This window comes from Corynebacterium genitalium ATCC 33030, from assembly GCF_000143825.1.
Taxonomy (GTDB): domain Bacteria; phylum Actinomycetota; class Actinomycetes; order Mycobacteriales; family Mycobacteriaceae; genus Corynebacterium; species Corynebacterium genitalium.
Genome location: NZ_CM000961.1, coordinates 655628 through 678575, shown reverse-complemented (window position 1 = coordinate 678575; position 22948 = coordinate 655628). Strand labels below are relative to the sequence as shown.

25 protein-coding genes are annotated in these 22948 nt (G+C 62.6%); 15 read left to right on the top strand and 10 right to left on the bottom strand.

Going from position 1 to position 22948, the window contains the following annotated elements:
- Positions 1–40: 40 nt before the first annotated feature.
- The 4 genes from HMPREF0291_RS11210 to HMPREF0291_RS03220 all read right to left on the bottom strand — a co-directional run bounded on the left by HMPREF0291_RS11210 (position 41) and on the right by HMPREF0291_RS03220 (position 4950).
- Positions 41–514 carry a hypothetical protein gene (locus HMPREF0291_RS11210; RefSeq protein ID WP_156774794.1) on the bottom strand — a complete coding sequence of 158 codons (474 nt, stop codon included), beginning with the start codon at positions 512–514 and terminating at the stop codon, positions 41–43.
- A 143-nt stretch (positions 515–657) separates the two neighbouring features.
- On the bottom strand, positions 658–2196 hold the full coding sequence (locus HMPREF0291_RS03230; protein WP_005287870.1) for a glycosyltransferase family 87 protein: 1539 nt from the start codon (positions 2194–2196) through the stop codon (positions 658–660).
- Positions 2197–2206: 10 nt separating this feature from the next.
- The gene (locus tag HMPREF0291_RS03225; protein ID WP_050748858.1) at positions 2207–4435 is read right to left on the bottom strand and encodes a transglycosylase domain-containing protein; all 2229 of its coding nucleotides are present in this window, start codon (positions 4433–4435) and stop codon (positions 2207–2209) included.
- Between the two features lie 152 nt (positions 4436–4587).
- Positions 4588–4950: a DUF5318 family protein gene (locus tag HMPREF0291_RS03220; RefSeq protein WP_040423453.1), complete on the bottom strand. Its 363-nt coding sequence runs from the start codon at positions 4948–4950 to the stop codon at positions 4588–4590.
- 109 nt (positions 4951–5059) lie between these two features.
- Between HMPREF0291_RS03220 and HMPREF0291_RS03215 the strand changes: the two genes are divergently transcribed.
- The 3 genes from HMPREF0291_RS03215 to HMPREF0291_RS03205 all read left to right on the top strand — a co-directional run bounded on the left by HMPREF0291_RS03215 (position 5060) and on the right by HMPREF0291_RS03205 (position 7105).
- Positions 5060–5518 carry a MarR family winged helix-turn-helix transcriptional regulator gene (locus HMPREF0291_RS03215; protein ID WP_005287862.1) on the top strand — a complete coding sequence of 153 codons (459 nt, stop codon included), beginning with the start codon at positions 5060–5062 and terminating at the stop codon, positions 5516–5518.
- A gap of 100 nt (positions 5519–5618) precedes the next feature.
- A complete protein-coding gene (locus HMPREF0291_RS03210; RefSeq protein ID WP_005287859.1) occupies positions 5619–6587 on the top strand; it encodes a universal stress protein in 969 nt (322 codons plus the stop codon).
- A gap of 32 nt (positions 6588–6619) precedes the next feature.
- Positions 6620–7105 carry a hypothetical protein gene (locus HMPREF0291_RS03205; protein WP_005287856.1) on the top strand — a complete coding sequence of 162 codons (486 nt, stop codon included), beginning with the start codon at positions 6620–6622 and terminating at the stop codon, positions 7103–7105.
- On the opposite strand, the gene trhO is transcribed toward HMPREF0291_RS03205, so the two are convergent.
- Complete coding sequence (gene trhO, locus HMPREF0291_RS03200) at positions 7093–7986, bottom strand: oxygen-dependent tRNA uridine(34) hydroxylase TrhO (RefSeq protein ID WP_005287854.1); 894 nt, start codon at positions 7984–7986, stop codon at positions 7093–7095. The genes HMPREF0291_RS03205 and trhO overlap by 13 nt on opposite strands.
- Before the next feature lie 73 nt (positions 7987–8059).
- Positions 8060–9553: a DUF1846 domain-containing protein gene (locus tag HMPREF0291_RS03195; RefSeq protein ID WP_005287852.1), complete on the bottom strand. Its 1494-nt coding sequence runs from the start codon at positions 9551–9553 to the stop codon at positions 8060–8062.
- 87 nt (positions 9554–9640) lie between these two features.
- On the opposite strand from HMPREF0291_RS03195, the gene relB reads away from it, so the two are divergent.
- Together relB and HMPREF0291_RS03185 are read left to right on the top strand one after the other, a co-directional pair.
- Entirely contained in the window at positions 9641–9853 is a 213-nt protein-coding gene (relB, locus tag HMPREF0291_RS03190; protein ID WP_005287849.1) for a type II toxin-antitoxin system RelB family antitoxin, read from the top strand.
- An 8-nt stretch (positions 9854–9861) separates the two neighbouring features.
- A complete protein-coding gene (locus HMPREF0291_RS03185) occupies positions 9862–10131 on the top strand; it encodes a type II toxin-antitoxin system RelE family toxin (RefSeq protein ID WP_005287846.1) in 270 nt (89 codons plus the stop codon).
- 50 nt (positions 10132–10181) lie between these two features.
- On the opposite strand, the gene HMPREF0291_RS03180 is transcribed toward HMPREF0291_RS03185, so the two are convergent.
- Positions 10182–12398 carry a malate synthase G gene (locus HMPREF0291_RS03180; RefSeq protein WP_005287843.1) on the bottom strand — a complete coding sequence of 739 codons (2217 nt, stop codon included), beginning with the start codon at positions 12396–12398 and terminating at the stop codon, positions 10182–10184.
- Between the two features lie 370 nt (positions 12399–12768).
- Here HMPREF0291_RS03180 and aceA point away from each other — a divergent pair, with 370 nt between their 5' ends.
- From aceA to HMPREF0291_RS03150, 6 genes are all read left to right on the top strand, one after another.
- Positions 12769–14061 carry an isocitrate lyase gene (gene aceA / locus HMPREF0291_RS03175; protein ID WP_005287840.1) on the top strand — a complete coding sequence of 431 codons (1293 nt, stop codon included), beginning with the start codon at positions 12769–12771 and terminating at the stop codon, positions 14059–14061.
- Positions 14062–14185: 124 nt separating this feature from the next.
- Positions 14186–14689, top strand: coding sequence for a ribonuclease E activity regulator RraA (rraA, locus tag HMPREF0291_RS03170; RefSeq protein WP_005287838.1), 504 nt, complete (start codon positions 14186–14188; stop codon positions 14687–14689).
- Positions 14690–14699: 10 nt separating this feature from the next.
- Positions 14700–15503, top strand: a complete 804-nt coding sequence (locus tag HMPREF0291_RS03165; protein WP_005287836.1) for an Fpg/Nei family DNA glycosylase — start codon at positions 14700–14702, stop codon at positions 15501–15503.
- Positions 15504–15553: 50 nt separating this feature from the next.
- Positions 15554–15796 (top strand): hypothetical protein, encoded by a 243-nt coding sequence (locus HMPREF0291_RS03160; RefSeq protein ID WP_005287833.1) that lies wholly within the window; start codon positions 15554–15556, stop codon positions 15794–15796.
- Positions 15793–16230 carry a type II toxin-antitoxin system VapC family toxin gene (locus HMPREF0291_RS03155; RefSeq protein ID WP_005287826.1) on the top strand — a complete coding sequence of 146 codons (438 nt, stop codon included), beginning with the start codon at positions 15793–15795 and terminating at the stop codon, positions 16228–16230. Before HMPREF0291_RS03160 ends, HMPREF0291_RS03155 begins: the two co-directional genes overlap by 4 nt.
- A gap of 19 nt (positions 16231–16249) precedes the next feature.
- Positions 16250–17821, top strand: coding sequence for a bifunctional ADP-dependent NAD(P)H-hydrate dehydratase/NAD(P)H-hydrate epimerase (locus HMPREF0291_RS03150; RefSeq protein WP_005287823.1), 1572 nt, complete (start codon positions 16250–16252; stop codon positions 17819–17821).
- Here the strand turns inward: HMPREF0291_RS03150 and HMPREF0291_RS03145 are convergent.
- Positions 17769–18518, bottom strand: a complete 750-nt coding sequence (locus HMPREF0291_RS03145; protein ID WP_005287821.1) for a YwaF family protein — start codon at positions 18516–18518, stop codon at positions 17769–17771. The two genes, HMPREF0291_RS03150 and HMPREF0291_RS03145, sit on opposite strands and share 53 nt — an antisense overlap.
- A gap of 113 nt (positions 18519–18631) precedes the next feature.
- On the opposite strand from HMPREF0291_RS03145, the gene HMPREF0291_RS03140 reads away from it, so the two are divergent.
- Genes HMPREF0291_RS03140 through HMPREF0291_RS03130 form a run of 3 tightly spaced genes read left to right on the top strand, consistent with a single transcriptional unit; the run spans position 18632 to position 21169 of the window.
- Positions 18632–19762, top strand: coding sequence for an MFS transporter (locus HMPREF0291_RS03140; protein ID WP_050748857.1), 1131 nt, complete (start codon positions 18632–18634; stop codon positions 19760–19762).
- A gap of 19 nt (positions 19763–19781) precedes the next feature.
- Positions 19782–20369: a pirin family protein gene (locus tag HMPREF0291_RS03135; protein ID WP_005287815.1), complete on the top strand. Its 588-nt coding sequence runs from the start codon at positions 19782–19784 to the stop codon at positions 20367–20369.
- The gene (locus tag HMPREF0291_RS03130) at positions 20366–21169 is read left to right on the top strand and encodes an IS1096 element passenger TnpR family protein (protein WP_005287812.1); all 804 of its coding nucleotides are present in this window, start codon (positions 20366–20368) and stop codon (positions 21167–21169) included. The genes HMPREF0291_RS03135 and HMPREF0291_RS03130 overlap by 4 nt, the downstream gene beginning before the upstream one ends.
- Here the strand turns inward: HMPREF0291_RS03130 and HMPREF0291_RS03125 are convergent.
- Together HMPREF0291_RS03125 and HMPREF0291_RS03120 are read right to left on the bottom strand one after the other, a co-directional pair.
- The gene (locus HMPREF0291_RS03125) at positions 21166–21495 is read right to left on the bottom strand and encodes a DUF202 domain-containing protein (protein WP_005287809.1); all 330 of its coding nucleotides are present in this window, start codon (positions 21493–21495) and stop codon (positions 21166–21168) included. The genes HMPREF0291_RS03130 and HMPREF0291_RS03125 overlap by 4 nt on opposite strands.
- Positions 21495–21872, bottom strand: a complete 378-nt coding sequence (locus HMPREF0291_RS03120) for a YidH family protein (protein WP_005287807.1) — start codon at positions 21870–21872, stop codon at positions 21495–21497. The genes HMPREF0291_RS03125 and HMPREF0291_RS03120 overlap by 1 nt, the downstream gene beginning before the upstream one ends.
- A 30-nt stretch (positions 21873–21902) precedes the next feature.
- Here HMPREF0291_RS03120 and HMPREF0291_RS03115 point away from each other — a divergent pair, with 30 nt between their 5' ends.
- On the top strand, positions 21903–22850 hold the full coding sequence (locus HMPREF0291_RS03115; RefSeq protein ID WP_005287805.1) for an acrylyl-CoA reductase family protein: 948 nt from the start codon (positions 21903–21905) through the stop codon (positions 22848–22850).
- Positions 22851–22948 lie beyond the last annotated feature (98 nt).

Below are 22948 nucleotides of genomic sequence, written 5' to 3'. Positions count from 1 at the left end.
ATGCGGCGTATCTGCGGCGCTAGGAAACGTGCGGCGCTAACTAGTCGTCTTTGTCTACGTCGAGGACCAGACCCTGGGGGTCGATATCGATGTCGATCTCACCGGAGGCGATTTCCCAGAACCCGTCGTCTTCCCACCTGGTCTCCACACCGGGCTCATTATCGTTGGCGGCGGCGAGGGCACGCTCGACATCAGCTGCGCTGAGGCCTTCGTCAGCCATTTCAGACTCCGCCTCTGGGGTGTAACCAGTCACTTCCTTCGGCAGTTCACGACCAGCAGCGTCGTCACCATCATCGGCATCGTCTGCGTCGTCTGCGTCGTCCGCGTCATCATCGCCGGCTACGTCGTCTTGCTGAACTTGATCGTCGCCTTCGGTCTCAACCTCTTCGGCCACCGTGGATTCGGCTCCGGCGTCGGTACCGGTGGTGCCGTCGTCCGTCTCACCGCACGCAGTGAGCGCGGAGAGGGACAAAGCGGAGGCAGCGATGGCAGCGGAAACCCTCTTAATGTTCATGGTTTCCACCCTACAGAAGGTTTCTGGCAGTTAACTGCCAGCGTTGGGCGCTGCGATGAACACCGCCAGGAAGACCGGCACGAACGTCATGAAGATGAACGCCGCGAGACCTAAGGCGACAGAGAGCGCCATCGGCTTCTTCTTCACGACTGCGAAGAAACACCCTGCAAAGAGTCCGAACCCGATGAAGATCGAGCAGATTCCGAGGATTGTTGCGGTTCCCACGTCTTTTTCGCCTCCTCCCAGTCCGCGGGTGTGGTCAGCAGCGGGTCGCACCCGAAGTGGGCGTCGCGCACCTTGTCGCGGCGGCGACCGTACATCTGCATGACGGTGAGCACCATGATCGCGATGATCAGACCGTCGCGCGTGACCACAATGAGGTTGAGCATCCCACCGGGCAACCCGAGGTTGTCGGTGCCCATCATGTGCCACATGAGGATCGGCCAGACCAACATGTCCACCGTCATCCACGACAGCAACAGGCGCCAGTGGGGGAGTGCGAGCACTGCCGGAATGACAAGCCACAGCGAGTACTGGGGGCTCCACACCTTATTGAACAGCAGAAAGAAGCCAACGATGAGCACGAACAGTTCCGCGACGCGCGGAGTCTGTGGTGCCATTAATCCCGCGACGAGAACGAATAGACAGCCTGCTAGGAAAAGCACGAGGGTGACCGCGTTGAGGATCACCGGCGCGCCGTCGCCGGAATCGAAGCCGTTCCACCCGAAGGCGCGGGAGGCCACGGCGTAGATCGTGGTCCACTCCCAGCCGCGCTCGGTGTTCAGGCGCTGGAACTCGTGCCAGGCGTCGTAGTTGTACAGCATGATTGGCACGTTGACTACCAGCCACGACACCACCGTGGCTACCAGCATCTGCACGAACGGCATGGCCTTCTTCTTGCGTAGCGCAATGACCAGGTAGGCACCCAGCAGGAACAGCGGCCACATCTTGAACGCCGTGCCCAGCCCGATGAGCACTCCCGCGAGCCAGAACTTCTTGTTCCGGGCGGCCAGCAAGGCCCCGACCATGAACGCGATGGAGGGAATGTCCCAGTTGGTGAAGGCGTGCATGATGAGCAGGGGAGAGACCACCACCAACATGGTGTCCCAAATGCGGTTACCTGCCAGCTCGGCCACCATGCGGGCGGTGAAGACCCAGATGACCGCCATGACGAATGCGGTGACGTAGAAGTACCAACCGGAATCCGGCAGTGCCCAGCTGACCAGGGGATAGGTGTTGCGAGAGAGCCAGCCCATCGCGCCTTGAAACAGTCCGCCCAGTACCGGGTACTCCATGTACCGGGTGAGGTCGCCTTCCTGCCAGGAGTAGTCGTAAACGAATCCTGGCTGGTCAAGGCCGCGCCCGCCGTAGAGGGGAACGATGTCGTTGTAGCAGAAAGAGGTGTATTGGCGGTTGCCGTCCCAGTTGAGTTGCAGGGAGCCGTCGACAAGCTTGCCGCGCGCACAGTTGGACTTGCTCAGTGCACCGAGCGCCATGAAAACCCAGGCCACCGACATGATGGCACGCAGGGGTGTCCACCAACGGCCACGGCCAATCTGCGCGAAACGGCCCATGGGGCCGCCCAAGGTTTCCACGACCCCGCGCGCAACCGGCTCCGTTTTTCCGGGTTGCACGCGGTCAGCGGCGTTCGCCCACACAGCGCGACGCTTATCGACGCTCACCTCGCCCCCCTTACTGGACCAGTTCGTCGAGAATCTCACCCAAGCTCGGCGGTGGCTCCGGTGCCGGTTCTGGCGCTTGCGGCGGGGCCGGGGCCGGTGCCGGGGCAGGCGGCGGGGCCGATGCCGCCGGTGCTTGTGGCTCGGGTGCAGCGGACCGCTGCTGCGAAGGCTGGCTGTAGTTGTACGAGGTATCCTGGCTGGAGTAGCCCTTTTGTCCGCCGTAGGTGCCGCCGGAGTAGGGGTCAACTCCCCAATTGATTGGCTTGGCGTCGGGGAACTGGCCGTATTCTTTGCCGTCGAGCGCGCCGTCGAGCACGCCCTTCCAAATCTGGGCAGGGGCCTGCGCACCGAACATCGTGCCGCCGTAAGAGTTGTAGATGGCCGTGGTGTTGTCGGCTGTACCAACCCACACCGCGACGGAGAGTTCTGGGGTGCCGCCGACCATCCAGGCGTCCTTGGACAGGCCAGTGTTGCCCAGCTGGACGGTACCGGTCTTTGCCGCCGACGGGCGGCCGCCGGCCAGGGCCGCATGGGACCAGCCAGCGACCGGCTGCATCGCCTGGACGACGTTGTCTGCCACCTGGGAGTTCACGCGGCGTTCTTTGTACTCCGGATCAAACTCGTAGAGCACTTCGCCATCGGCGGAGGTGACTTGCTGGACGAAGTGCGTCGGGTGCCACACACCACGGTTAATCAGAGTGGACACACCCGTGGCCATGTCCAGAACGCGGGACTGGTACTGGCCCAGAATGATGCCGTCGAGTGGTTGCTCACCGTGCTCGGTCAACGTTTCCGGGACATTCGGCAGCTGGCGGGCGACACCCAGCGCGTGCGCCATTTCCTTGGTGTCGTTGGTGGTGTCGTCCAGGTCGGACTGAATGCGGATGAAAGAGGTGTTGTAGGAGTTCTTCAGCGCGTCAGCCATGGAGGTCATGCCGCCGCCACCGCCACCGGAGTTGGTGATGTAGGCGCTACCGACGGTGACGGGGGAGGAGTCGTACGGCGCCGACAGCGGGATGCCCTGCTGCAGCGCAGCCGCAAGACCGAAGATCTTGAATGTCGAACCGGTCTGCAGGCCAGCGTCGGCATAGTCCCAACCGGATGGATCGTCGCCACCATAGTAGCCGCGCACTTCACCGTTCTTCGGGTCGATCGCCACGACACCGGTACGGGCATCCTCCTGCAGCGTCGCCATTTGCGTCTCAGCCGTATCGAGGATCTGCTGCTGGACATGCGGGTCGATGGTGGTCTTGATCTGCAGGCCGCGGTTGGTCACGTCCGCCTCAGAAATACCGATCTGCTCGAGCTCCCTGATCACCTGGTTCTTGATCAGACCGTTCGGGCCGGTGGCCTCCGTGTAGGCGGAGTACGTCTCCGGGTCGCGCGTGTCCGGGAACTGGGCCCCGGCGCGTTCGTCCGCGCTGAGCCAGCCCTGATCCACCATGCCGTCGAGCACGTAGTCCCAGCGGTTCTGCGCCTCGTCCGGGTTGTTCCACGGGTCAAGCTGGCTGGGCAGCTGAATCAGGCCAGCAAGCAAAGCGCCCTCTTCGACCGACAGTTCGGCGGCTGGTTTGCTGAAGTAGGCGTGGGCGGCGGCTTCAATACCGTAGGCGTTGCGGCCGAAGTAAATGGTGTTCAGGTATCCGGTGAGGATCTCTTCCTTGGACCAGTTCCTGGTCATCTTGATGGAGTAGACCAGCTCATTGAACTTACGGGTATAAGAACGCTCATTACCCACGATGGTGTTCTTGACGTACTGCTGGGTGATCGTTGAACCACCACCAGCAGAGTCATTACCCGTCAGCTGGCCGAGCAAGGCGCGGCCGAAACCGGTGAAGGAGAATCCGGAGTTGTCCCAGAAATCGCGGTCCTCAGCGGCGAAGACAGCGTTCTGCACATGCTCCGGCACTTGGTCCAACGCGATCTGCTCACGGTTGCCTTCCGGCGGGACAAGGCGGGCCAGCTCTTTCTGGCCGTCGTTGTAGAAGATGGTGGAGATCTGGGGGGTGTCAATCTCGCCCGGCTGAGGCAGGTCCGCCTTGGCGTAGTTGACACCGAAGATCGTCAGCGGCACAAGCAGAAGCAACACAACGGCCAACGCCAGGGCTGCCAGCCACTGCCCGCGGCGACGCTTCTTCTTGGTCACACGGGTGCTGGAGTCTTTCTCGGACGGCTTCGTGCCCGTCTTAGCGCCGGGCTTACTACTCGCCTTATCTGCCGTCGCCTTATCGGCCGACATCTTCTGCGTCGGCTTCTTGGGCTCCGGCTTCTTACCGGTGGATTCAGTGTCTCGTGCCAATGGGGTGTCCCTGCCTAATCTTTAAACCTCTAGGACAGGGTACTTGCTCAACCAACAAAACACCCAGTATCCCCCCCGTCTTCATTCGCGATTCACAGCTCGGGGACGGCCTGGGATTCGGTCAGCAAGTGGTTCCAACCGCAGCGCTCGCAGACCTCCACGCGGTGAACGGTGACGGGGCCGACCTCTGCGACTATGCCGTCAATCTCATCAATACTGCGTGCTGTTCCGGAGCGGCGACCCACGTTATCCCCGTAAATCCACAGGACCTCCCGCATCACTGCTTCGCAGATAGGACACGGTCGGGCAGAGTCGACTCCGTGGTGTCGGCCGGCGGCCTTGAGGAGAAAATCGGCGTCGCAAAGCTCCTCGCGCTGCACGCGACCAGCCTGAAAGTCGCGCAGCACCGCGCGCCGCTCCCACTCGTGCGAGACCTCTCCTTCGAAACGGAACATTACGCTGAGTTTATCCGTCCCCACCGGCGGCGAAAATGTGACAGAGACAACAACCTTGAGGACGATCGGATATTCGTTTGTTTGTACAACTACCTCTACACTCGAGCGCATGTCACAAATTAATCCCGAAGACGCCTATGCAATCGCAAAGGATGTCCGCCCTTTTCTCACCAAGCTTTACGTCGCTTATTTCCGCATTTCCGAGCAGTCTGACCTGACCGGGCCGCAGCTTTCCATTTTGGAACGGCTCATCGAGTCCGGCCCGATGCGCATTAGTCAGCTCGCCGCCGACGAGGGAATCCGCATGCCGACGGCATCGAATACCCTGCACCAGCTGGAACAGCGCAACCTCATCCATCGCGTGCGCGACGAGAACGACCGCCGCGGTGTGCGTGTGGAGATGACCGATACAGGCATTAAGGAATACGAGCGCGTCTCCGACGAGCGCGTGAAGTACGTCGCGGAGATGATTGGCACGCTTGACAACGAGCTGCTTCCGCTGCTCCAGCAAGCCTCGCGCATCCTGGGCCCATTGGCCGACAGCTACAACACCGGCAACGTCGAGTAGCCGAACAGGCGCAACGGCGCGCGACACCCCCTCGCAGACATGTAAAGTTAGGGAACCGTTAGTATTCCGTTAACGGTATCCCTTTCTTTCGCGCGCCATTATGAATCCTTTACCCCTCACTCCTGAGCTCCTAACCTCTGTCGGTCCGGAGCGCCCTTTGCGCATCGCTGTGGGCTGGGATCAATCCGGGGAAGAGGCGGTGCACTTCGCTGGCTGGCTTGCGCGCACCATGCCTGCACAGATCCGGGTGATTTCCACCGAGAAGCAGCCCTGGTCGCATCTGCGCAACAAGACCAGCAAGAAGTACAAGAAGTGGCTTAAAGAGATTGAGGAGAAGCGCAGCGGTGCAATCCGGGAAGCGCTCAAGGAACACGTCCCGCGCGGTGCGTGGGACGAGGACTACGCAGTATTCCGCGACGGCTCCCCGCGCTACGAGCTGCTCACGCAAGAGGTCGAGCGTTTTCACGCCGATCTTGTTCTAGTCGGTTCCAAACCGAAGGCAGCCAAAGGACGGTTCAAGGCCACGTCCACCGCGGACGCGCTCATGCACTCGTCGCCGGTCTCCGTCGGGTTGGCGCCGCGCGCGGTGAAGTTGTCGAAGAAGGGCATCACGCGGGTCAACTTCGCGTTCCTCGATGAGAACGATGAAGCCGCGAACACCGGCATTGCCAGCGCCGCCGCCATCGCGATGATCCTCGACGTCGATCTGCGCATCATGGCGTTCTCCCCGGAGGAAACCTACGACTACAACGAGCAGATCGCACCCCACCGCGCGTTTATCGACGAATGGAACGAGACATCCTTGGCCCTCCTCGACCGGGCCCGTGATGTCGTCTCGGACATGGCCGAGAAGCTCGGCGTGCAGGGCCTGAAGAACTTCGAAGTGGAAACCCGGGTCAGCGCCGGCGACGGCTGGGACACCGTGGTGGACTCGCAGAAGTGGAAGAAGGGCGACGTGCTCTTCCTCGCGTCCCGGCCGGCCACAACCAACTGTGTTTTCGCTGGTCCGCGCGCGACCGACTTCTTGGAGCACGCTCCCGTGCCCGTCGTGATTTTTCCGCAGCGCTAGCAGGGGAGTCTAGGGTGGAGGCTATGCCTAGTATGCCCTCTGACCGCCCGGACCATCCGGAGAATGACCTGCATGGAGCGGCCGACTACTACAACAAGGTGCGCCCGGAACCGCGTTCTTTCGATGAGCTTGCAAACGAACCCGATCCCGCCCAGCTCAACGAGCGCAACCAGGCGTCCACCCGCCAAGCCATCTGGTTCGGTGTCGCATCCGTTGCGGGCACGTTCCTCATCGCAGGGTTCTTGGCGCTGATCTTCCGTCTCGTCGGCGGTCCGCTGTGCGAAGCGGGAGAGGCCACGTGGCTGTGTTCCCAAGCCGCCCGCACGTGGTGGGCCACCCTGAGCTCCATCTACCCAGTCGCCGCTCTGCTCGGCTGCGCGGTGATCATGGTGCGCAAGCTCAACCGTTATGAGCGATGGATGCCGTGGATGGGCGTGTTCTGGCTACCGCTGGTCCCGTTCACCATGCTGTGGCTCACGGTGACGGTTGGCATGCTCGCCGCCGATTACGCGCCCTGAGAGCACTCCGCACAGTACGGGTTCTCAGCCCGGCACGCTTCGCAGCTCAAGTACTGCTGCCGGCACTCCGGCTCATTCGCGCAGTTGTAGTGCTGGTTCGTCGGCGCGCCGCAGTGCACGCAGTGGCCGAGCTGCACAAACTCCGGGTCATCGTCCGCACCCGCGCCGAACTCTGTGTGCATGCGCTTGTCGAACACGTAGAGCGAGCCTTCCCACAGACCCGAGTTTCCGTACTTCTCCCCGTAGCGCACGATGCCGCCGTCGATTTGGTAGACCTCTTCGAACCCGCGGTTCTTCATCAGCGACGAGAGGATTTCGCAGCGAATTCCGCCCGTGCAGTAGGACACGACTGGTTTGTCCTTCATCCAGTCGTATTTGCCTGACTCGAGCTCCGCGATGAAATCGTGGGTGGTCTCCACATCGGGCACGACAGCGCCTTTGAACTTGCCGATCTCCGCTTCGTACGCGTTGCGGCCGTCAAAGAACACGACATCGTCGCCACGCTTTTCGACGAGCTCATTGACCTCCTCCGGCTTCAAGTGCGTGCCTCCGCCGACGACCCCGTTGTCGTCGACACGCAATTCCTCGGGCACGCCGAAGGTGACAATTTCGTCGCGCACCTTGACCGACAGTTTGGGGAAGTCCTCCTTGCCGCCCTCGGACCACTTGAACTCGATGCCGCGGAAGTATTCCTTGGTTTTGCGGACGTACGCTTTGCACGCGTTGATGTCCCCGCCGACGGTGCCGTTGATGCCGTCAGGGGAGATGATGATCCGGCCGTTGAGGCCCAGCCCCTCGCACAGGTCGCGCTGCCAGAGCCGGATCGCCTCCGGGTCCGGGATCGGGCGGAACTGGTAGTAGAGCAGGATTTTGCTGGTCACACCACTAGTGTATGGAGTCAGCGGGGAACGGTGAAATCAAACGCGGGATTGTCCCCTCAGGGGGACAGGCGTGTTAACGCCTGTGGTACAGAGTTTTGCGCCAGTACTCCGGCTCCGTTGTTGCCAGCACACCGAGCGAGCGGAAGATCCCCTCATCCACAGAACCCAAGATGGTGGTGATGTGAGCATCGCAACCGCGCAGCGACTGCAGCTGCTCCAGCGCGAGCCGGGCGTTGTCGTCTTCCGAGGCGGAAGCGGACAGCGCGATGAGCACCTCGTCAGTGTGCAGGCGAGGGTTGCGCGAGCCGAGGTACGTCGTCTTCAGCGTCTGGATCGGCTCGATCGAGTCGGGGGAGAGCAGGTGCACTTCGTCGTCGATGCCGGCGAGCTTTTTCAGGGCGTTGAGCAGCACGGCTGCCGATGGTCCGAGCAGGTCAGAGGTCTTGCCGGTGACGATGGAACCGTCGGGAAGCTCCAGCGCCGCGCCGGGATTGCCCGTGGTGTCAGCAATCGCGAGCGCCGGGCCGACGACCGGGCGGTCTTCCACAGTCAGCCCTGCCTTGCGCATGACATTCGCGGCGCGCTCCGGCACGTTCTCAGCCACATCACCCCGGCGCGCGTCGACCTGAGCGGCAAGGAAGCGACGGATGATCTCCTGGTTGGCGGCGTACCGGCAGGCGGCGTCGTCGGAGATGCCGTAGCCTGCCATGTTCACGCCCATGTCGGTGGGGGACTGGTACGGCTGCGTCCCCGTCGCCTCGAGCAGCAACGCTTTGAGCAGAGGGAACGCGTCAACATCACGGTTGTAGCTGGAAACCTGCTCACCGTACGCGGCCAGGTGGTACTGGTCGATGACGTTGATGTCGTCGAGGTCGACCGTCGCTGCCTCATAGGCCAGGTTGATCGGGTGCTCGAGCGGCAGATTCCAGATAGGGAATGTCTCGAACTTTGCGTAGCCAGCGGAAATGCCGCGCCTGTTGTCGGCATACACCTGGCTGAGGCAGGTGGCCATCTTGCCGGAGCCCGGGCCCGGCGCGGTCATGACCACCACGTCGCGGGTGGTCTCCACGTAGTCGTTGCGGCCGAAGCCCTCCTCCGAGACGATCCGCGAAATGTCGTTCGGGTACCCGGGAATCACGCGGTGCAGATTGACCGTCAACCCCAGTTTCTCCAGCTTGTCCCGGAAGGCATCGGCTTGGTCAGGGCCGCTTTCGTACTGGGTGATCACGACGTTGTCCACGAGGAAGTTGCGCTCGCGGAAGCCGTCGATAAGCCTTAAAACCTCGTCCTCGTAGGTGATGCCGATGTCCGCGCGGACCTTTTGCCGGACCAGGTCAGGCGCGGCGACGCAGACGACGATCTCCACTTCGTCCTTGATCGCTTCGAGCATGGCGATCTTGTTGTCCGGGGTGAACCCGGGCAGGACGCGGGAGGCATGGTGGTCGTCGAAAAGCTTGCCGCCCATCTCGAGGTAGAGCTTTCCGCCGATTGCTTCACGACGCTTCGAAATCTGCTCCGACTGCATCGCAATGTACTTGTCGCGGTCGAATCCGACTGTGTACCCCATGTGCCCTCCTTAGCGCCGCACCCTAAAGAGAATACATAGAGCCCTGGGGAATCTTGTTCACGCAAGCCGAGTGAATACAATGTATTCATGGCCACGATGACAATCCGCATGAACGCAGAGGACGCCGAGCTGGTCCGCAAGTTCGCGAGCTTCTCCGGCGTCACGATCTCCGATTTCGCCCGCTCCGCCATTCTTGAAAAGATCGAAGATACTTATGACCTGCAGGAACTACGTGAGGCGATCGCCGACGATTCCGGCGAGCGCTTCACCATCGACGACGTGCTCACCGAGCTGCGCTAACGCTTCAAATGTCCTACAAAGTCGAACTCACCGCCAAGGCCCGTAAACAGCTCAAGAAGATGGACCGATTCGACGCCCGAATTCTTGCTACCTGGATCAAAAACAACCTCGACGGCTGCGCTGACCCGCGCGCATTCGGCAAATCATTGACAGCGAACCGCTCCGGGGAATGGCGCTACCGAGTTGGCTCTTACCGGATTCTCGCACTCATTAAGGACGAAACAGTCACCATTGAGGTCTTCACCGTCGGCCACAGAAGCGTGGTCTACGGAGACTAGAACGCCGCCACCGAAACGGTAGCGGCGCTAGCAATCGGATCTAGACCCGATTAATCAACCCCGTGGGCGGCCTTGAACTCGCGGCGCTTCGCGTGCAGGATCGGCTCGGTGTAGCCAGCCGGGGACTCGGTGCCCTTGAAGATCAGGTCCTTCGCGGCCTGGAAGCCGATAGAAGCGTCGTAATCGGCGGCCATCGGCAGGTAGTTGGCGTCCCCGGCGTTCTGCTCGTCGACCTTCTTCGCCATGCGCTCGAGAGACTCCACGACCTGTTCCTCGGTGATGACACCGTGGACCAGCCAGTTCGCAAGGAGCTGGGAAGAAATGCGCAGGGTGGCGCGGTCCTCCATGAGGTCCACGTCGTGGATGTCCGGCACCTTCGAGCAACCGACGCCCTGCTCAACCCAGCGGACCACGTAGCCCAGGATGGACTGGCAGTTGTTGTCCAGCTCCTGCTGCTTCTCCTCGTCGGACCAGGTGTCGCCGCCCGTGTTGACCGGAACGGTAAGCAGGTCAGCGTAGGCGTCGCGGCGGCCAGCGGCGCGCAGCTCGTCCTGCACCTCGTGGACATTGACCTGGTGGTAGTGGGTAGCGTGCAGGGTCGCACCGGTCGGGGAGGGGACCCAAGCGGTGTTGGCACCCTCGCGCGGCTGGCCGATCTTCTTCTCCAGCATCGCGGCCATATGCTCGGTCTCTGCCCACATGCCCTTACCGATCTGTGCGCGGCCCGGCAGGTCATGCGCCAGACCTGCGTCGACGTTGTGGTTCTCGTACGCGAGCTTCCACGGCGCGGTCTGCAGGTCCGCCTTTCGGACCATCGGGCCGGCCTGCATGGAGGTGTGGATCTCATCGCCGGTGCGGTCCAGGAAGCCGGTGTTGATGAACACCAGGCGGTCCGCGGCCTCCATGATGCACGCGTCCAGGTTGACGGAGGTGCGGCGCTCCTCGTCCATGACACCGACCTTGACGGTGTTCTTCGGCAGGTTCAGGATCTCCTCGACGCGGTCGAAGATCTCGTTAGTGAAAGCGACCTCTTCCGGGCCGTGCTGCTTCGGCTTCACCACGTACACAGAACCCGTCCGGGAGTTACCGTGCGCGTTGTCCTTGCGCAGGCCCGGGATAGCGGAGGCAACAGTGATGATGCCGTCGAGCAGGCCCTCCGGGACTTCCTCGCCGTTAAAGAGAATGGCCGGGGTGGTCATCAGGTGGCCCACATTGCGGCACAGCATCATGGCGCGGCCGTGCAGGGTGGCCTCGGAGCCGTCCTTCGCGGTATAGGTCAGGTCGTCTTCCTGCTTGCGCTCGAAGGACTTGTCACCCTTGGAGACGGTTTCAGAGATGTCGCCGCGGTTGAGGCCGAACCAGGTCTGGTAAGCAGCAGCCTTGTCAGCACCGTCGACAGCGGCGGCAGAGTCCTCGAAGTCCATGATGGCGGTCACGGCGGACTCGAGCACGACGTCAGCAACACCAGCGCGGTCGGTCTTGCCCACCGGGTGCTCGCGGTCGAGCTGAATGATGATGTGCAGGCCATTGTGGCGCAGCACGATGCCGGTCGGAGCAGACTGCTCACCCTGGTAGCCGATGTAGACCTCCGGCTCCTTCAGGGAGACCTCGTTGCCGTCAGCGGTGATCTTCAGTTCGCCGGACTCGGTGATTTCGTAGGAGTCGACCTCGGCGTGGGATGCGCCCTCGAGCGGCACAGCCTCATCGAGGAAGTTTCGGGACCACTCGATCACGCGGTCGCCGCGAACCGGGTTGTACCCCTTGCCTGGCTCGGCACCACCGTCGGTCGGGATGGCATCGGTGCCGTACAGCGCGTCGTAGAGCGAACCGTAGCGCGCGTTCGCGGCGTTGATGGCAAAGCGAGCATTCGTAATCGGCACCACCAGCTGCGGGCCGGCGACGTTAGCGAACTCGTCGTCGACGTTCTCGGTGCGGATTGCACCGTCAGTCGGCTGGTCGACGATGTAGCCGATGGAACGCAGGAACTCCTCGTGCTCCTTCGGGTCCGGCTGGCCCGGGTTCTCGCGGTAGTAGTCATCCATGGTGACCTGCAGCTCGTCGCGGCGGGCCAGCAACGCCTTGTTCTTCGGAGCCAGGTCCGCGAAGTACTGCGCGACATCGGCCCAGAACTTCTCCGCGTCCAGGTTCGTTTCGGGCTTGATCTCCGGCAGCAGAGTGTCGTTGACAAAGTCATAGAGCGGGCGGGCCACCTGCAGGCCAGCTACCTCGACGCGCTCCGTGCGGTCCTCGAATTGCGGCGTAGTCATAGGGCAGAGATCCTTTCAGCCAAGTAGACAGAAGATGTATGGCACCAGTCTAGGTTGCCTTAAATTGTTGCGTGCGCATTATGCGAAACATTAAGTGATTGCTGTCACGCTACCCCCGAAATTGTTAGTCAAAAGTCGGACGACTGTCAGGCTGGTCGCGCACGTCGATAAGCAAAAAGCTCTCAAGCTGCGACTTTCCCGTCAGCCTGACCCCCGAGCCACGCCGCTAACCAACGCAAACCACGCCCCGTATTGACGGACTAGTGAGCGGATGGTGATACTAGTCGTTGAACGCCAACAGCGTGGCTCACTTCACTTTCGCTGGGTGAGCGGCTTCAAACAACAGATCCCATAGAAAGGGGACAGGTATATGACCACCACAGGACAGGCTCGTACCGCTGAGGAAATCCAGAAGGATTGGGACGAGAACCCCCGCTGGAAGGGCATCACCCGCGACTACACCGCACAGCAGGTTGCTGACCTGCAGGGCAACGTCGTCGAGGAGCAGACCCTCGCTCGCCGCGGTGCTGAGATCCTTTGGGACGGCATCACCAAGGGCGACGGCTCCTACATCCACGCCCTGGGTGCCCTGACCGGTAACCAGGCCGTTCAGCAGGTCCGTGCAGGCCTGCAGGCTGTGTACCTCTCCGGCTGGCAGGTCGCAGGTGACGCCAACCTCTCCGGCAACACCTACCCGGACCAGTCCCTGTACCCGGCTAACTCCGTGCCGAACGTTGTCCGCCGCATTAACAACGCCCTGACCCGCGCTGACCAGATCTCCCGCGTCGAGGGCGACACCTCCGTGGACAACTGGCTCGTCCCGATCGTCGCTGACGGTGAGGCTGGCTTCGGTGGCGCACTGAACGTTTACGAGCTGCAGCGCGCAATGATCCAGGCTGGTGCCGCTGGTACCCACTGGGAAGACCAGCTCGCTTCCGAGAAGAAGTGCGGCCACCTGGGCGGCAAGGTCCTCATCCCGACCCAGCAGCACATCCGCACTCTGTCCTCCGCTCGCTTGGCTGCAGACGTTCTCAACGTCCCGACTGTTGTCATCGGCCGCACCGACGCTGAGGCTGCAACCCTGCTGACCTCCGACGTCGACGAGCGCGACGCGAAGTTCCTCACCGGCGAGCGTTCCGCTGAGGGCTACTACTACGTCCAGAACGGCGTTGAGCCCTGCATCGCGCGCGCAAAGTCCTACGCTCCGTACGCTGACCTGATCTGGATGGAGACCGGCACTCCGGACCTCGAGCTGGCGAAGAAGTTCGCTGACGGCGTCCACGAGGAGTTCCCGGACCAGCTGCTGGCCTACAACTGCTCCCCGTCCTTCAACTGGTCCTCCCACCTGGACGAGGAAGAGATCGCCAAGTTCCAGAAGGAGCTGGGCAAGATGGGCTTCACCTTCCAGTTCATCACGCTGGCTGGCTTCCACGCCCTCAACTACTCCATGTTCGACCTGGCCTACGGCTACGCTCGCGAGGGCATGCCGGCCTTCGTCGACCTGCAGAACCGCGAGTTCCAGGCAGCATCCGACCGCGGCTTCACCGCTGTGAAACACCAGCGCGAGGTCGGTGCCGGCTACTTCGACCGCGTTGCCACCACGGTCGACCCGAACTCCTCCACCACCGCCCTGAAGGGCTCCACCGAGGAGGGCCAGTTCTAAGCTGAATGCTTGAACGGACTAAACCCGCACTGCCGCTGCGCAGTGCGGGTTTGTCATCTTTTGCAGGATGACACCGCGTAAACTCGTAAACCAGAACCCACCAAACCCGAAGGAGCATCCCGCCATGACTGACTCGAGCATCCAGTTCATTGCCACCGCTGACATCGCCGACATCCACAACAAGGATGTGCGCAGCTGCGACATCCAGTTCCGCAACTTCGGCGGGAGGATCGAGTTCTGCGGTGAGATCCACACGATTTCCTGCTTCCAAGACAACGGCTTGGTCAAGAAGACGCTGAACTCTCCCGGCGAGGGCAAGGTCCTCGTGGTGGACGGTCACGCGTCGATGCACACTGCTCTGATGGGCGACATGATCGCTGAGGCTGGCGTGAACAACGGCTGGGCCGGCGTGATCATCAACGGCCCGATCCGCGACTCCGCGGAGGTGGCCAAGATGGAGTTCGGCTGCAAGGCTCTGGGCACCAACCCGCGTAAGTCCAACAAGGACGGCATCGGCGAGGAGAACATCGTGCTCCGCCTGGGCGGCATCGACTTCATCCCCGGCCAGTACGTCTACGCGGACTCAGACGGCGTCGTCGTTTCGGAGAACCCGGTGGAGCCCGAGTAAACTCCGCTCAATGCCCGAAGGTCACGTTCTCCACCGTCTCGCCCGCGAACTCAACGCGAATTTCCGCAGCGCCCCGGTGGAGGTGACCAGTCCGCAGGGGCGCTTCACGCAAGCATCGCTTATCGACGGCTCACGTCTCACCCGCGCCACCGCCCACGGCAAGCACCTGTTCGTCGACTTCGACGCGCCCCACGTCGAGCACGTGGTCTACATTCACCTGGGCCTGATCGGCTCGTTGCGTTTCGAGCCCGCCGAGGACAACTGGGGCCAGATCCGTCTCCACATCTCCAACGGTACGATTGCCGCTAACCTGCGCGGACCGCAGTTCTGCAAGCTGCTCACCGACGATGAGGTCGACGCGATCATCGCCCGGTCTGGCTTCGATCCGATTGTGGAGGCGACCCCTCCGGACGCGCTCTACGCGAAAATCCACCGATCGAAGCGCTCCATCGGTTCGCTTCTGATGGACCAGAAGCTCTTCGCCGGTGTGGGCAATATCTACCGCGCGGAGGTGCTCTTCCGGCAAGGCATCGATCCGACGGTCCCCGGGACACTACTGAGCCGCGCTCAGTTCGACGCGATCTGGACCGATCTTGTAGAGCTCATGGCCTACGGTGTCGACAACGGGCGCATCGACACCGTCCGCCCCGACCACACCCCGGAGACCATGGGGCGCGACCCGCGCAAGGACGACCATGGCGGAGAGGTCTACGTCTACCGCCGGGCGGGCGACCCGTGCTACATCTGCGGCACACCGATCGAGATGAAGGTGAGCGAGGGCCGGAAACTCTACTGGTGCCCGGGCTGCCAGTAACTTAGAAACCGGTCTTGAACTGCGTCACCACTGGTGCTAGCGTCGGTTTCATGAGGCTCACGATCCGGCTCGATGAAGAGGTGTACACCGCCGCCCGCGCTATTGCAGCTGAGAAAGGCACCAGCGTGGGTGAAGCGGTCAATGATCTTGCACGCGCCGGATTGCCCCGAAGAGATAGTGCAGTGGACTATATCCCCATGTCGCAGCCGATGGGAATGAAGGTCGAGTGCATCAAAGTTAGTGAGATCTTGGATCTGGAAGATCGCGAAAGACTCGGCCGGCGCGTGCAATGATCATCGACGCAAACGTGCTTATCTACGCGTCTGATGAGAACGCGACGCATTTCGCTGAAGCCTCGTCATGGCTTGATGGTGCTCTGCGCGGCACTGAACGGGTCGGCTTCCCGTGGATTTGCTTGCTGGCGTTTCAAAGGATCACCACGAACCCTGCACTGTTCGCTATGCCGCTCACACCTTCTCGCGCGAGTGACTACATCGAGAACTGGTTGAAACACCCGAACTCCTGGGTGCCCCAACCTGGTCCGCAGCACGCGAGTATCCTGCGCACCCTCACCGTCGACAGTGACGCCCGTGGGACCCTTGTCACCGATGCTCATCTTGCCGCTCTCGCTATCGAGCACGGCACCTCCATCTGCTCTTTCGATAGCGACTTTGCTCGCTTTCAGGGCCTGCGTTGGTTTTCTCCACTCGACGCGCAAGACACGTAACGCACCTACGCTGGGGTGCATGCTGCACGCTTACACAGCCGAACAGATCCGCGCGGCAGAGCGCCCGCTGCTCGACGCGCAACGCGAACCCGACGAACTCATGAAATCGGCGGCCCACGCCGTCTTCCTGGCGGCAGAAACCATGCTGACCTGGCCGGACTTCTTGGAACACTACCGCGAGAACCCCCGCATTTTGCTCTTGGTGGGCAAGGGCGGCAACGGCGGGGACGCTCTCTACGCCGGTGCTGAACTGGCACTTGCCGGCCACACAGTAGATGCATGGCTGGCGTGGGGGAGCGCCCACGAACCTGCCTTGGAGGCCTTCCGCAACGCCGGCGGCACCGTCCTTGACAGTGCCCCGATGCAGGAGCAGAACTACCGCCTCGCCATCGACGGGCTCACTGGCCTCGGTGGCGCGGGCAGCCTGGGGGAGGAGGTCAAGCAGGTGCTCGACCACCTCACCGACTGGTACGCCCACGTTTTGGCCGTCGACGTGCCCTCGGGCATTGATGCGGACAGCGGAGAGAAGGGCGAGGTCCACGTCATCGCCGACGCGACAGTCACGTTCGGCGGATGGCGCCGCGCGCACGGTCTCGCCCCGGAGTGCGGCGTCCAGCTGCTCGCCCACCCGCACATTCATGACGGCCGCACGATCGCCGATGAACTTCGCGTTTGGGAGAGCGACACCCTCCTCTTCCGTGCTGTGTCCTCCGAGCTGCCCGTCCCTGACGCGCTCGATCCGCTCCGCCCCGACAATGAACCGGACACGGAGCCCCGCCCGGCGGACGATAAGTACAGCGGCGGAGTCGTGGGCATCCGCGCTGGCAGCGATACATATCCCGGCGCGGCGATCCTCGCCACTATTGGCGCTGTCAATGCGACACCGGCGATGGTTCGTTACGCCGGGCCTCAGGCGTTGGAGGTGGTGCGGGCGCTGCCGGAGGTCGTCGTCACGCACAAGCTCGAAGACGCCGGGCGCGTGCAGGCGTGGGTGTTCGGCCCGGGTGTTGGCACAGATTCCGCGGCCAGCAGCGAGCTCGCGCTGCTTCTCGGACGTGAGGAGCCGTTGCTTATCGACGCCGACGGCCTCACCCTCCTGACCCGCGACCCAGAACTACGCGACCTGCTGGAACAGAGAGAGGCAGAAACAGTGCTCACCCCGCACGACGGAGAGTTCGAGCGGCTGCGGGACGCGCTCGGAATCGCACCCGCTGACCGGCTCACCGAGACCAAAGCTCTTGCAACAACGTTGAACTGCGCTGTTGTGCGAAAGGGGAGGAGCACCATCGTCGCCAACCCGGATCAGGACCACGCCATCGTTGTGGACTGCGGAACCTCGTGGGCGGCCACACCTGGATCAGGTGACGTGCTGGCCGGGCTGATGGGTGCACGGATGGCGCGCGACGGGATGTACGGCATCTACCAATCGGTCACTGTTCACGCGGTGGCGGCGTGGATCTCGGCGCAGACGGAATACGGGGCGGGGCCGACGCATGCGTCGAAAATTGCGCAGGCAATACCCGCCGCGACTGCGAACCTCAACGTGCTACAAGGAGTTCCCGCCGGTTACCGGGCCAGGCGATGGTCATAAGCGAGAAGACGACCGGTACACCGGGTACGCATATGAGCAGGTACCAGGGCCATGGGCCGAACCAGTGCAGCGGGGACCAGCCGCGCGGGTGGCCGGCACTGAAGAAGTAGTTGCCGCCGGTGAGCTTGTTCACCACGCCGGAGACGCCTGCCCACGCCATGGTGATGCCCGAAACCACCCGCCAGTCCTTCCATGACGGCCGGTAGCCCAGCCCGAAGGTGAGCACGACGGGCACGATTGTCGCCGCGAGGTGGAAGTACCAGTAGCCGAGCTCTTGCAGGCGCCAGTTGTCCTGCACGTACGCCATGTCCGGGAAGAAGATGGCCATCGGGTTGAGGAAGAAACCCCAGTAGTATGACAGCGCTGTTGCTGTCGGGTTTTCGGTCCCCAAGGCCAGCGGCGTGATGTAGCGCAGCAGGTCGGTGACATGGAACGGAGCTGTCTCGTCCCACACGATGCGTGACGGACTGAGCACCCACACGAAGTACGCCGTGGAGATCAGCAGCATGATGGCGGAGGCCACCTTGCGAGAGGCCTTCACCACTGAGCCGGGAAGCTTCTTCACAGCCATGACCAGGATGCCGCAGAGGAAGATGAACAGCACCAGAATCGACAGGTGCTTCCGGTCGTACTGTGTGATCGTGGGGTACGACTGGCCTGTGTGGCGCGACTCCCAGTCTGGCGGCTGAATCGGCATGTTTAACGTTCTACCACCAAGTGTGGGGCTGAAAACATTGAACTGCGAAATTTATGGGAGAGGTTTAGCGTGGCCCTGTGCAACAACAATTTCCCGTGCTTCCGCTGTCGACGATGGGCTTCGCTGCCTTCGTGTACGTCACCTTCGAGATGTTCGCCGTCGGCCTCATCAGCCCGATGGCGGAGGACCTAGGGGTCACCGAGGGCCAAATCGGGCTGCTCATGACTGTGTACGCGGGTCTCGTCGCGGTGGTCACCATTCCGCTCATGGAAATCACCCGCAAACTGGACAGAAAACCAGTGTTCATGGCCACGCTGATCTGTCTGCTCGCCGGCATCGCGCTGCAGGCCACCGCGGCGAACTATTGGATGCTTGTCGCCGGGCGCGTGTGCGCTGCCTTCACGCACGGGTTGTTCTGGTCTCTCGTCAACCCCATGGCGGCCCGGCTCGCACCGAAGGGGATGACCGGCCGCGCGATAGGCGTTGTGTCGCTGGGTTCGACGATGGCACTGGTCATGGGCTCGCCGCTGACCACTCTCGTCGGCGGTGCGATCGGGTGGCGCAACGCTACCTGGCTGCTCGGAGTGCTTGTCGCAGGCTCGTTCGCGGCGCTGTTGTTCTTCCTGCCGTCCATGCCCGCCATCCCGCCCGCAGGCAAAAGCGGGGAAGCCAACCAGAAATCTGCGCTACCTGCCCTCGTGCTCTATTTAACGCTGGTGATCACGGCGCTGTTCTGCTCCTACACCTACCTGGGCCTGTTCGTCGAGCGCACGATCGGCGAGACCTTCGTGGCGCTCGGGCTCGCCGGTTACGGCCTCTTCGGCATCGTCGGTGTTCTTTCTGCGGGCCGCCGCTCCGACCGCCGCATGATCCGCATGAACTTCATCTTTTCGGGTCTCATTGTCGTCGCGGGCATTCTCGGTGCACTCGCCCTGGGGCTGATCAGTGCTTCCCCCGCCCTCGCCCTCATCCCCGCCCTCCTCGTCGTCGTTTTTCTCGGTACTGCTGGCGGTGGGTTGCCTACTGCAGCGACGACAATCTTCCTCTATGCGGGGGAGGACAATCAGAACCGTGCATCGTCTATCTACGTGGTCACGTTCCAAGTGGGCATTGCCAGCGGTTCGGCCATGGGTGCCATCCCAGTGGATGCCGGGTTCTTCCCGGGCACCCTTCTGATCACCGCTGTGCTCGGCGCGCTCGCGATGGCTGAACTCAGTTTGCGAGCTCGCCCGATCCTGCGCTAACACAGGTACCCTGAACTGCATGACGAGCAAGGAATACGACAACGCCGCCGAGGTCGAGGTGCGCTCCCTGCCGCTTGCCATCGGGCCGTGGCGAGTGTCCCGCCCGGGAAAGGCCAACAACCAGACCTTCACCTGGCTTTTTTCAGGCGAGGGTTCGGGGGACAACGGAGCTTTGTTCTCCGGCGCGCAGGACTTCACCCGCCGCGGCATCCAGCTCGCACTAGCACTGCCCGAGGATGAGCGTGCCCCGCGCCGTTTCGACAGCTTCGTCCCTGAACCGTTCACACTACTGAGCTTCTCCGGCAAGTCTGCGGGTGAAGCGCGCGTCTTCGTCGGCTCGCTTTTCGGACAAAACAGCCCCGTCGAGACCGCCTACCCCGCGGTCGGCGCTGAACTACGCATCTACCCGGGTGCTGAATTCGTGTTCATGGTTACTCCCGAGTTCGAGCACGCTGTCCTTGCTCTGTCGGACGGCCTTGTACTCGAGAACATTCCTTTGGAACCATCCACGATTGGTTGCACCCAGGACGGCGTGAAGACGCTCCACATCGTCAACGATTCCGATGAATCTGCGCTGGCTATCTTGCTTGGTGGGGATCCCCAATGATTGTCACGCTGTCCATGACGGTACAGGGTTCGCGCCCCGAAATCACGCGCGTCCTGAACGTCGAGGACGCTATTGACCTTTCCGGCATGGCCGCGCTCATTGATGCGGCATTCGGCTTCAGCGGCACGTCCGACCATTTCTTCGCCAGCGAGGACGGTGGCTCCCGCACCCTTTACACCGATGAACCGACCGACGGGGAACTGAGCGAGCACACCCTCACCGTCGCCGACATCGACGGCATGACGTACTTCTATGACCCAGCCGCGACCTGGGCGGTCAGCATCGATGTGCTGGGCACCACCGACGTCGACATGCCCTCGCCCATGCTTGTCGACGCATTAGGCCCCGACGTCCTCGAAGCCTGCGGCAGCCCGGACATGATGTCGGCCTTCCACACCGAGGCTCTCCGGCTCGCCGCCGGTCTCGAACCGGACCTGAAGGTATCACCCCTGCTCCTGAGCTTCATGCCGGTGATGAGTCCGGAGCGCTTGGTCGAACGTCTCTCGCACGCCCATCACCCCTCCGTCGCTGAGCGCATCGCATACACCGCGGAGAACCTCTTCCTCACCAACGACGATGAGCTCATGGATGACCCCCGCGCCCCTGAGATCATCGAGGGGTTCGATTCCTTCGTGCAGTCCCGCCCTGACCTGCAGCAGATCCTCGACTTAGACCCCAATCCGGAGCGCAACCCCACCCTCATTGCCGCCATGTCGGAGTTCTTCGCCGACCAGGCGAGCGAACTGACGGAAGAGCCAGACGAGGACACCGACAGCGACGAGCGGGACGAGAAGGACTAAGCCTGTACCACTAGGTGTAGGCCCAGCCCGCCGAGCACAGTCATTCCTAGGGTGATGGTGAGGACGCCGAACACGTTGGCGTCGATACGCTCGTGGCTCAATCCCTCGGCCTCCGCACGATACTCGGCGCGGTTGCGCACGATGATGGCCATAGCCAGGAGGGCGAGCAGCCCCATAGCTCCGAACACGAGCGCGGAATACGGCCGCGACCAGCGTAAAAGGGTGAGCGAGCAGACTGCCATGGCCAACGCCGTGCGGGTCCACGACATCGCTGTGCGTTCGGGTTGGAGCCCTTCGTCTGCGACGGGGATGGGGGAAGGGGCCATCAGAACAGCCCGATCAGCACGACCAAGCTGGCCAACGCGATGCCGACTCCGAGCAGCGGAACCACCGCAGGCGCCGGCAACGGTTTCTTGTGGCGCAGCGCCCGCTCCAAGTGGACCCAACGCACCGCGGAGCCCAGCGCGATGAGCAATCCGACGAGAATGAGCACGATGGCCGCGATCTGGCGCCACTCCTCGTCAATTCCCGGTAGCGCGAAGGCCTCCAGAGCGATACCGCCCGCGAGGAATGCGAGCGCCGTGCGGGTCCAGGCCAGGAATGTTCGCTCGTTGGCCAGCGTGAAGCGCGGATCAGGCTCGTCCCCGTCGGGAAACACGGTGCGCGTGAACCATCCGCGCTGGTCCGGGTTCTTCTCGCTCATGGTGTCCAGTGTAGGGCTACCCTGGGGCGCATGAGCACTCTTCTCATTACTGACAATGGCCCCGAAATCGTCGACACCACCCCCGAGCATGCAGGGGAGGGCGACACGCTGCTCACCGTGTCCCACTCTTCCGTCAATTACAAGGACGGCATGGCGCTCGCGGGCGACAAAGCCATCGTGCGCGAGCTACCCATCGTTCCGGGCATCGACGCAGTGGGCACGCTTGACGACGGCTCCCTGGTCACCGTCAACGGCTGGGGCATTGGCGAGAAGCGCAACGGCGGCTACACCGAGCAGCTGCGTATCGACGCCGACAAGATCACCCGCGTGCCTGAGCGTTTCGACGCGTGGACCGCCGCCGCCATCGGCACCGCCGGCTACACCGCCGCGCTGTCCGTTGTGGCCTACGAGCGTTTCTCCGCCCACAACAACCCGTCCGGCCCGGTCCTTGTCACGGGGGCGACCGGCGGTGTTGGCTCCATCGCCATTCAGCTCCTAGCCTCACGCGGACACGAGGTCGTCGCGGCTACCGGGCGTGTCGACGAGTACGGCGATTACCTCCGCGGCCTCGGCGCCGCTGACATCATCGACCGCTTTGAGCTCTCTGAGCAGGGCAAACCTCTGCAGAAGGCACGCTTTGCGGGTGCGATCGACTCTGTCGGGTCCACACCGTTGGCCAATGTTCTCGCTCAGACCAAGTGGGGCGGCGTTGTCACTGCCTGCGGCCTGGCAGCCGGCGCGGACCTGGAGACGACGGTCATGCCGTTCATTCTCCGCGGAGTGAACCTTGTCGGCATCAACTCCGTTGACTCCCCATCCGAGCACCGCGAGGAAGCCTGGAACCTGCTTGCGGAGTCCCTCGACACCGACAAGCTGGCCACCTACACCGAGACCGTTGATCTCGAAGGCGCTATCCAGGCTGGTGCTGACCTGTTGGAGGGTAACGCCCGCCACGGCCGTACCGTTGTGAAGATCTAAATCAGCATGGACTCGGGCCTAAAGGCGAGTTAAACTGATCACAAAGGTTCCACCCCGCTAAGAAGAGCCCCTCGGCTCTCCGTCTTGGACGGTAGGCG

Excerpts from the sequence above, each read along its gene's own strand:
- HMPREF0291_RS11210 (WP_156774794.1), bottom strand. The coding sequence starts at position 514 with ATGAACATTAAGAGGGTTTCCGCTGCCATCGCTGCCTCCGCTTTGTCC.
- HMPREF0291_RS03225 (WP_050748858.1), bottom strand. The coding sequence starts at position 4,435 with ATGTCGGCCGATAAGGCGACGGCAGATAAGGCGAGTAGTAAGCCCGGC.
- HMPREF0291_RS03220 (WP_040423453.1), bottom strand. The coding sequence starts at position 4,950 with ATGTTCCGTTTCGAAGGAGAGGTCTCGCACGAGTGGGAGCGGCGCGCG.
- HMPREF0291_RS03215 (WP_005287862.1), top strand. The coding sequence starts at position 5,060 with ATGTCACAAATTAATCCCGAAGACGCCTATGCAATCGCAAAGGATGTC.
- HMPREF0291_RS03210 (WP_005287859.1), top strand. The coding sequence starts at position 5,619 with ATGAATCCTTTACCCCTCACTCCTGAGCTCCTAACCTCTGTCGGTCCG.
- HMPREF0291_RS03205 (WP_005287856.1), top strand. The coding sequence starts at position 6,620 with ATGCCCTCTGACCGCCCGGACCATCCGGAGAATGACCTGCATGGAGCG.
- HMPREF0291_RS03195 (WP_005287852.1), bottom strand. The coding sequence starts at position 9,553 with ATGGGGTACACAGTCGGATTCGACCGCGACAAGTACATTGCGATGCAG.
- relB (WP_005287849.1), top strand. The coding sequence starts at position 9,641 with ATGGCCACGATGACAATCCGCATGAACGCAGAGGACGCCGAGCTGGTC.
- HMPREF0291_RS03185 (WP_005287846.1), top strand. The coding sequence starts at position 9,862 with ATGTCCTACAAAGTCGAACTCACCGCCAAGGCCCGTAAACAGCTCAAG.
- HMPREF0291_RS03180 (WP_005287843.1), bottom strand. The coding sequence starts at position 12,398 with ATGACTACGCCGCAATTCGAGGACCGCACGGAGCGCGTCGAGGTAGCT.
- aceA (WP_005287840.1), top strand. The coding sequence starts at position 12,769 with ATGACCACCACAGGACAGGCTCGTACCGCTGAGGAAATCCAGAAGGAT.
- rraA (WP_005287838.1), top strand. The coding sequence starts at position 14,186 with ATGACTGACTCGAGCATCCAGTTCATTGCCACCGCTGACATCGCCGAC.
- HMPREF0291_RS03165 (WP_005287836.1), top strand. The coding sequence starts at position 14,700 with ATGCCCGAAGGTCACGTTCTCCACCGTCTCGCCCGCGAACTCAACGCG.
- HMPREF0291_RS03160 (WP_005287833.1), top strand. The coding sequence starts at position 15,554 with ATGAGGCTCACGATCCGGCTCGATGAAGAGGTGTACACCGCCGCCCGC.
- HMPREF0291_RS03155 (WP_005287826.1), top strand. The coding sequence starts at position 15,793 with ATGATCATCGACGCAAACGTGCTTATCTACGCGTCTGATGAGAACGCG.
- HMPREF0291_RS03150 (WP_005287823.1), top strand. The coding sequence starts at position 16,250 with ATGCTGCACGCTTACACAGCCGAACAGATCCGCGCGGCAGAGCGCCCG.
- HMPREF0291_RS03145 (WP_005287821.1), bottom strand. The coding sequence starts at position 18,518 with ATGCCGATTCAGCCGCCAGACTGGGAGTCGCGCCACACAGGCCAGTCG.
- HMPREF0291_RS03140 (WP_050748857.1), top strand. The coding sequence starts at position 18,632 with ATGGGCTTCGCTGCCTTCGTGTACGTCACCTTCGAGATGTTCGCCGTC.
- HMPREF0291_RS03135 (WP_005287815.1), top strand. The coding sequence starts at position 19,782 with ATGACGAGCAAGGAATACGACAACGCCGCCGAGGTCGAGGTGCGCTCC.
- HMPREF0291_RS03130 (WP_005287812.1), top strand. The coding sequence starts at position 20,366 with ATGATTGTCACGCTGTCCATGACGGTACAGGGTTCGCGCCCCGAAATC.
- HMPREF0291_RS03125 (WP_005287809.1), bottom strand. The coding sequence starts at position 21,495 with ATGGCCCCTTCCCCCATCCCCGTCGCAGACGAAGGGCTCCAACCCGAA.
- HMPREF0291_RS03120 (WP_005287807.1), bottom strand. The coding sequence starts at position 21,872 with ATGAGCGAGAAGAACCCGGACCAGCGCGGATGGTTCACGCGCACCGTG.
- HMPREF0291_RS03115 (WP_005287805.1), top strand. The coding sequence starts at position 21,903 with ATGAGCACTCTTCTCATTACTGACAATGGCCCCGAAATCGTCGACACC.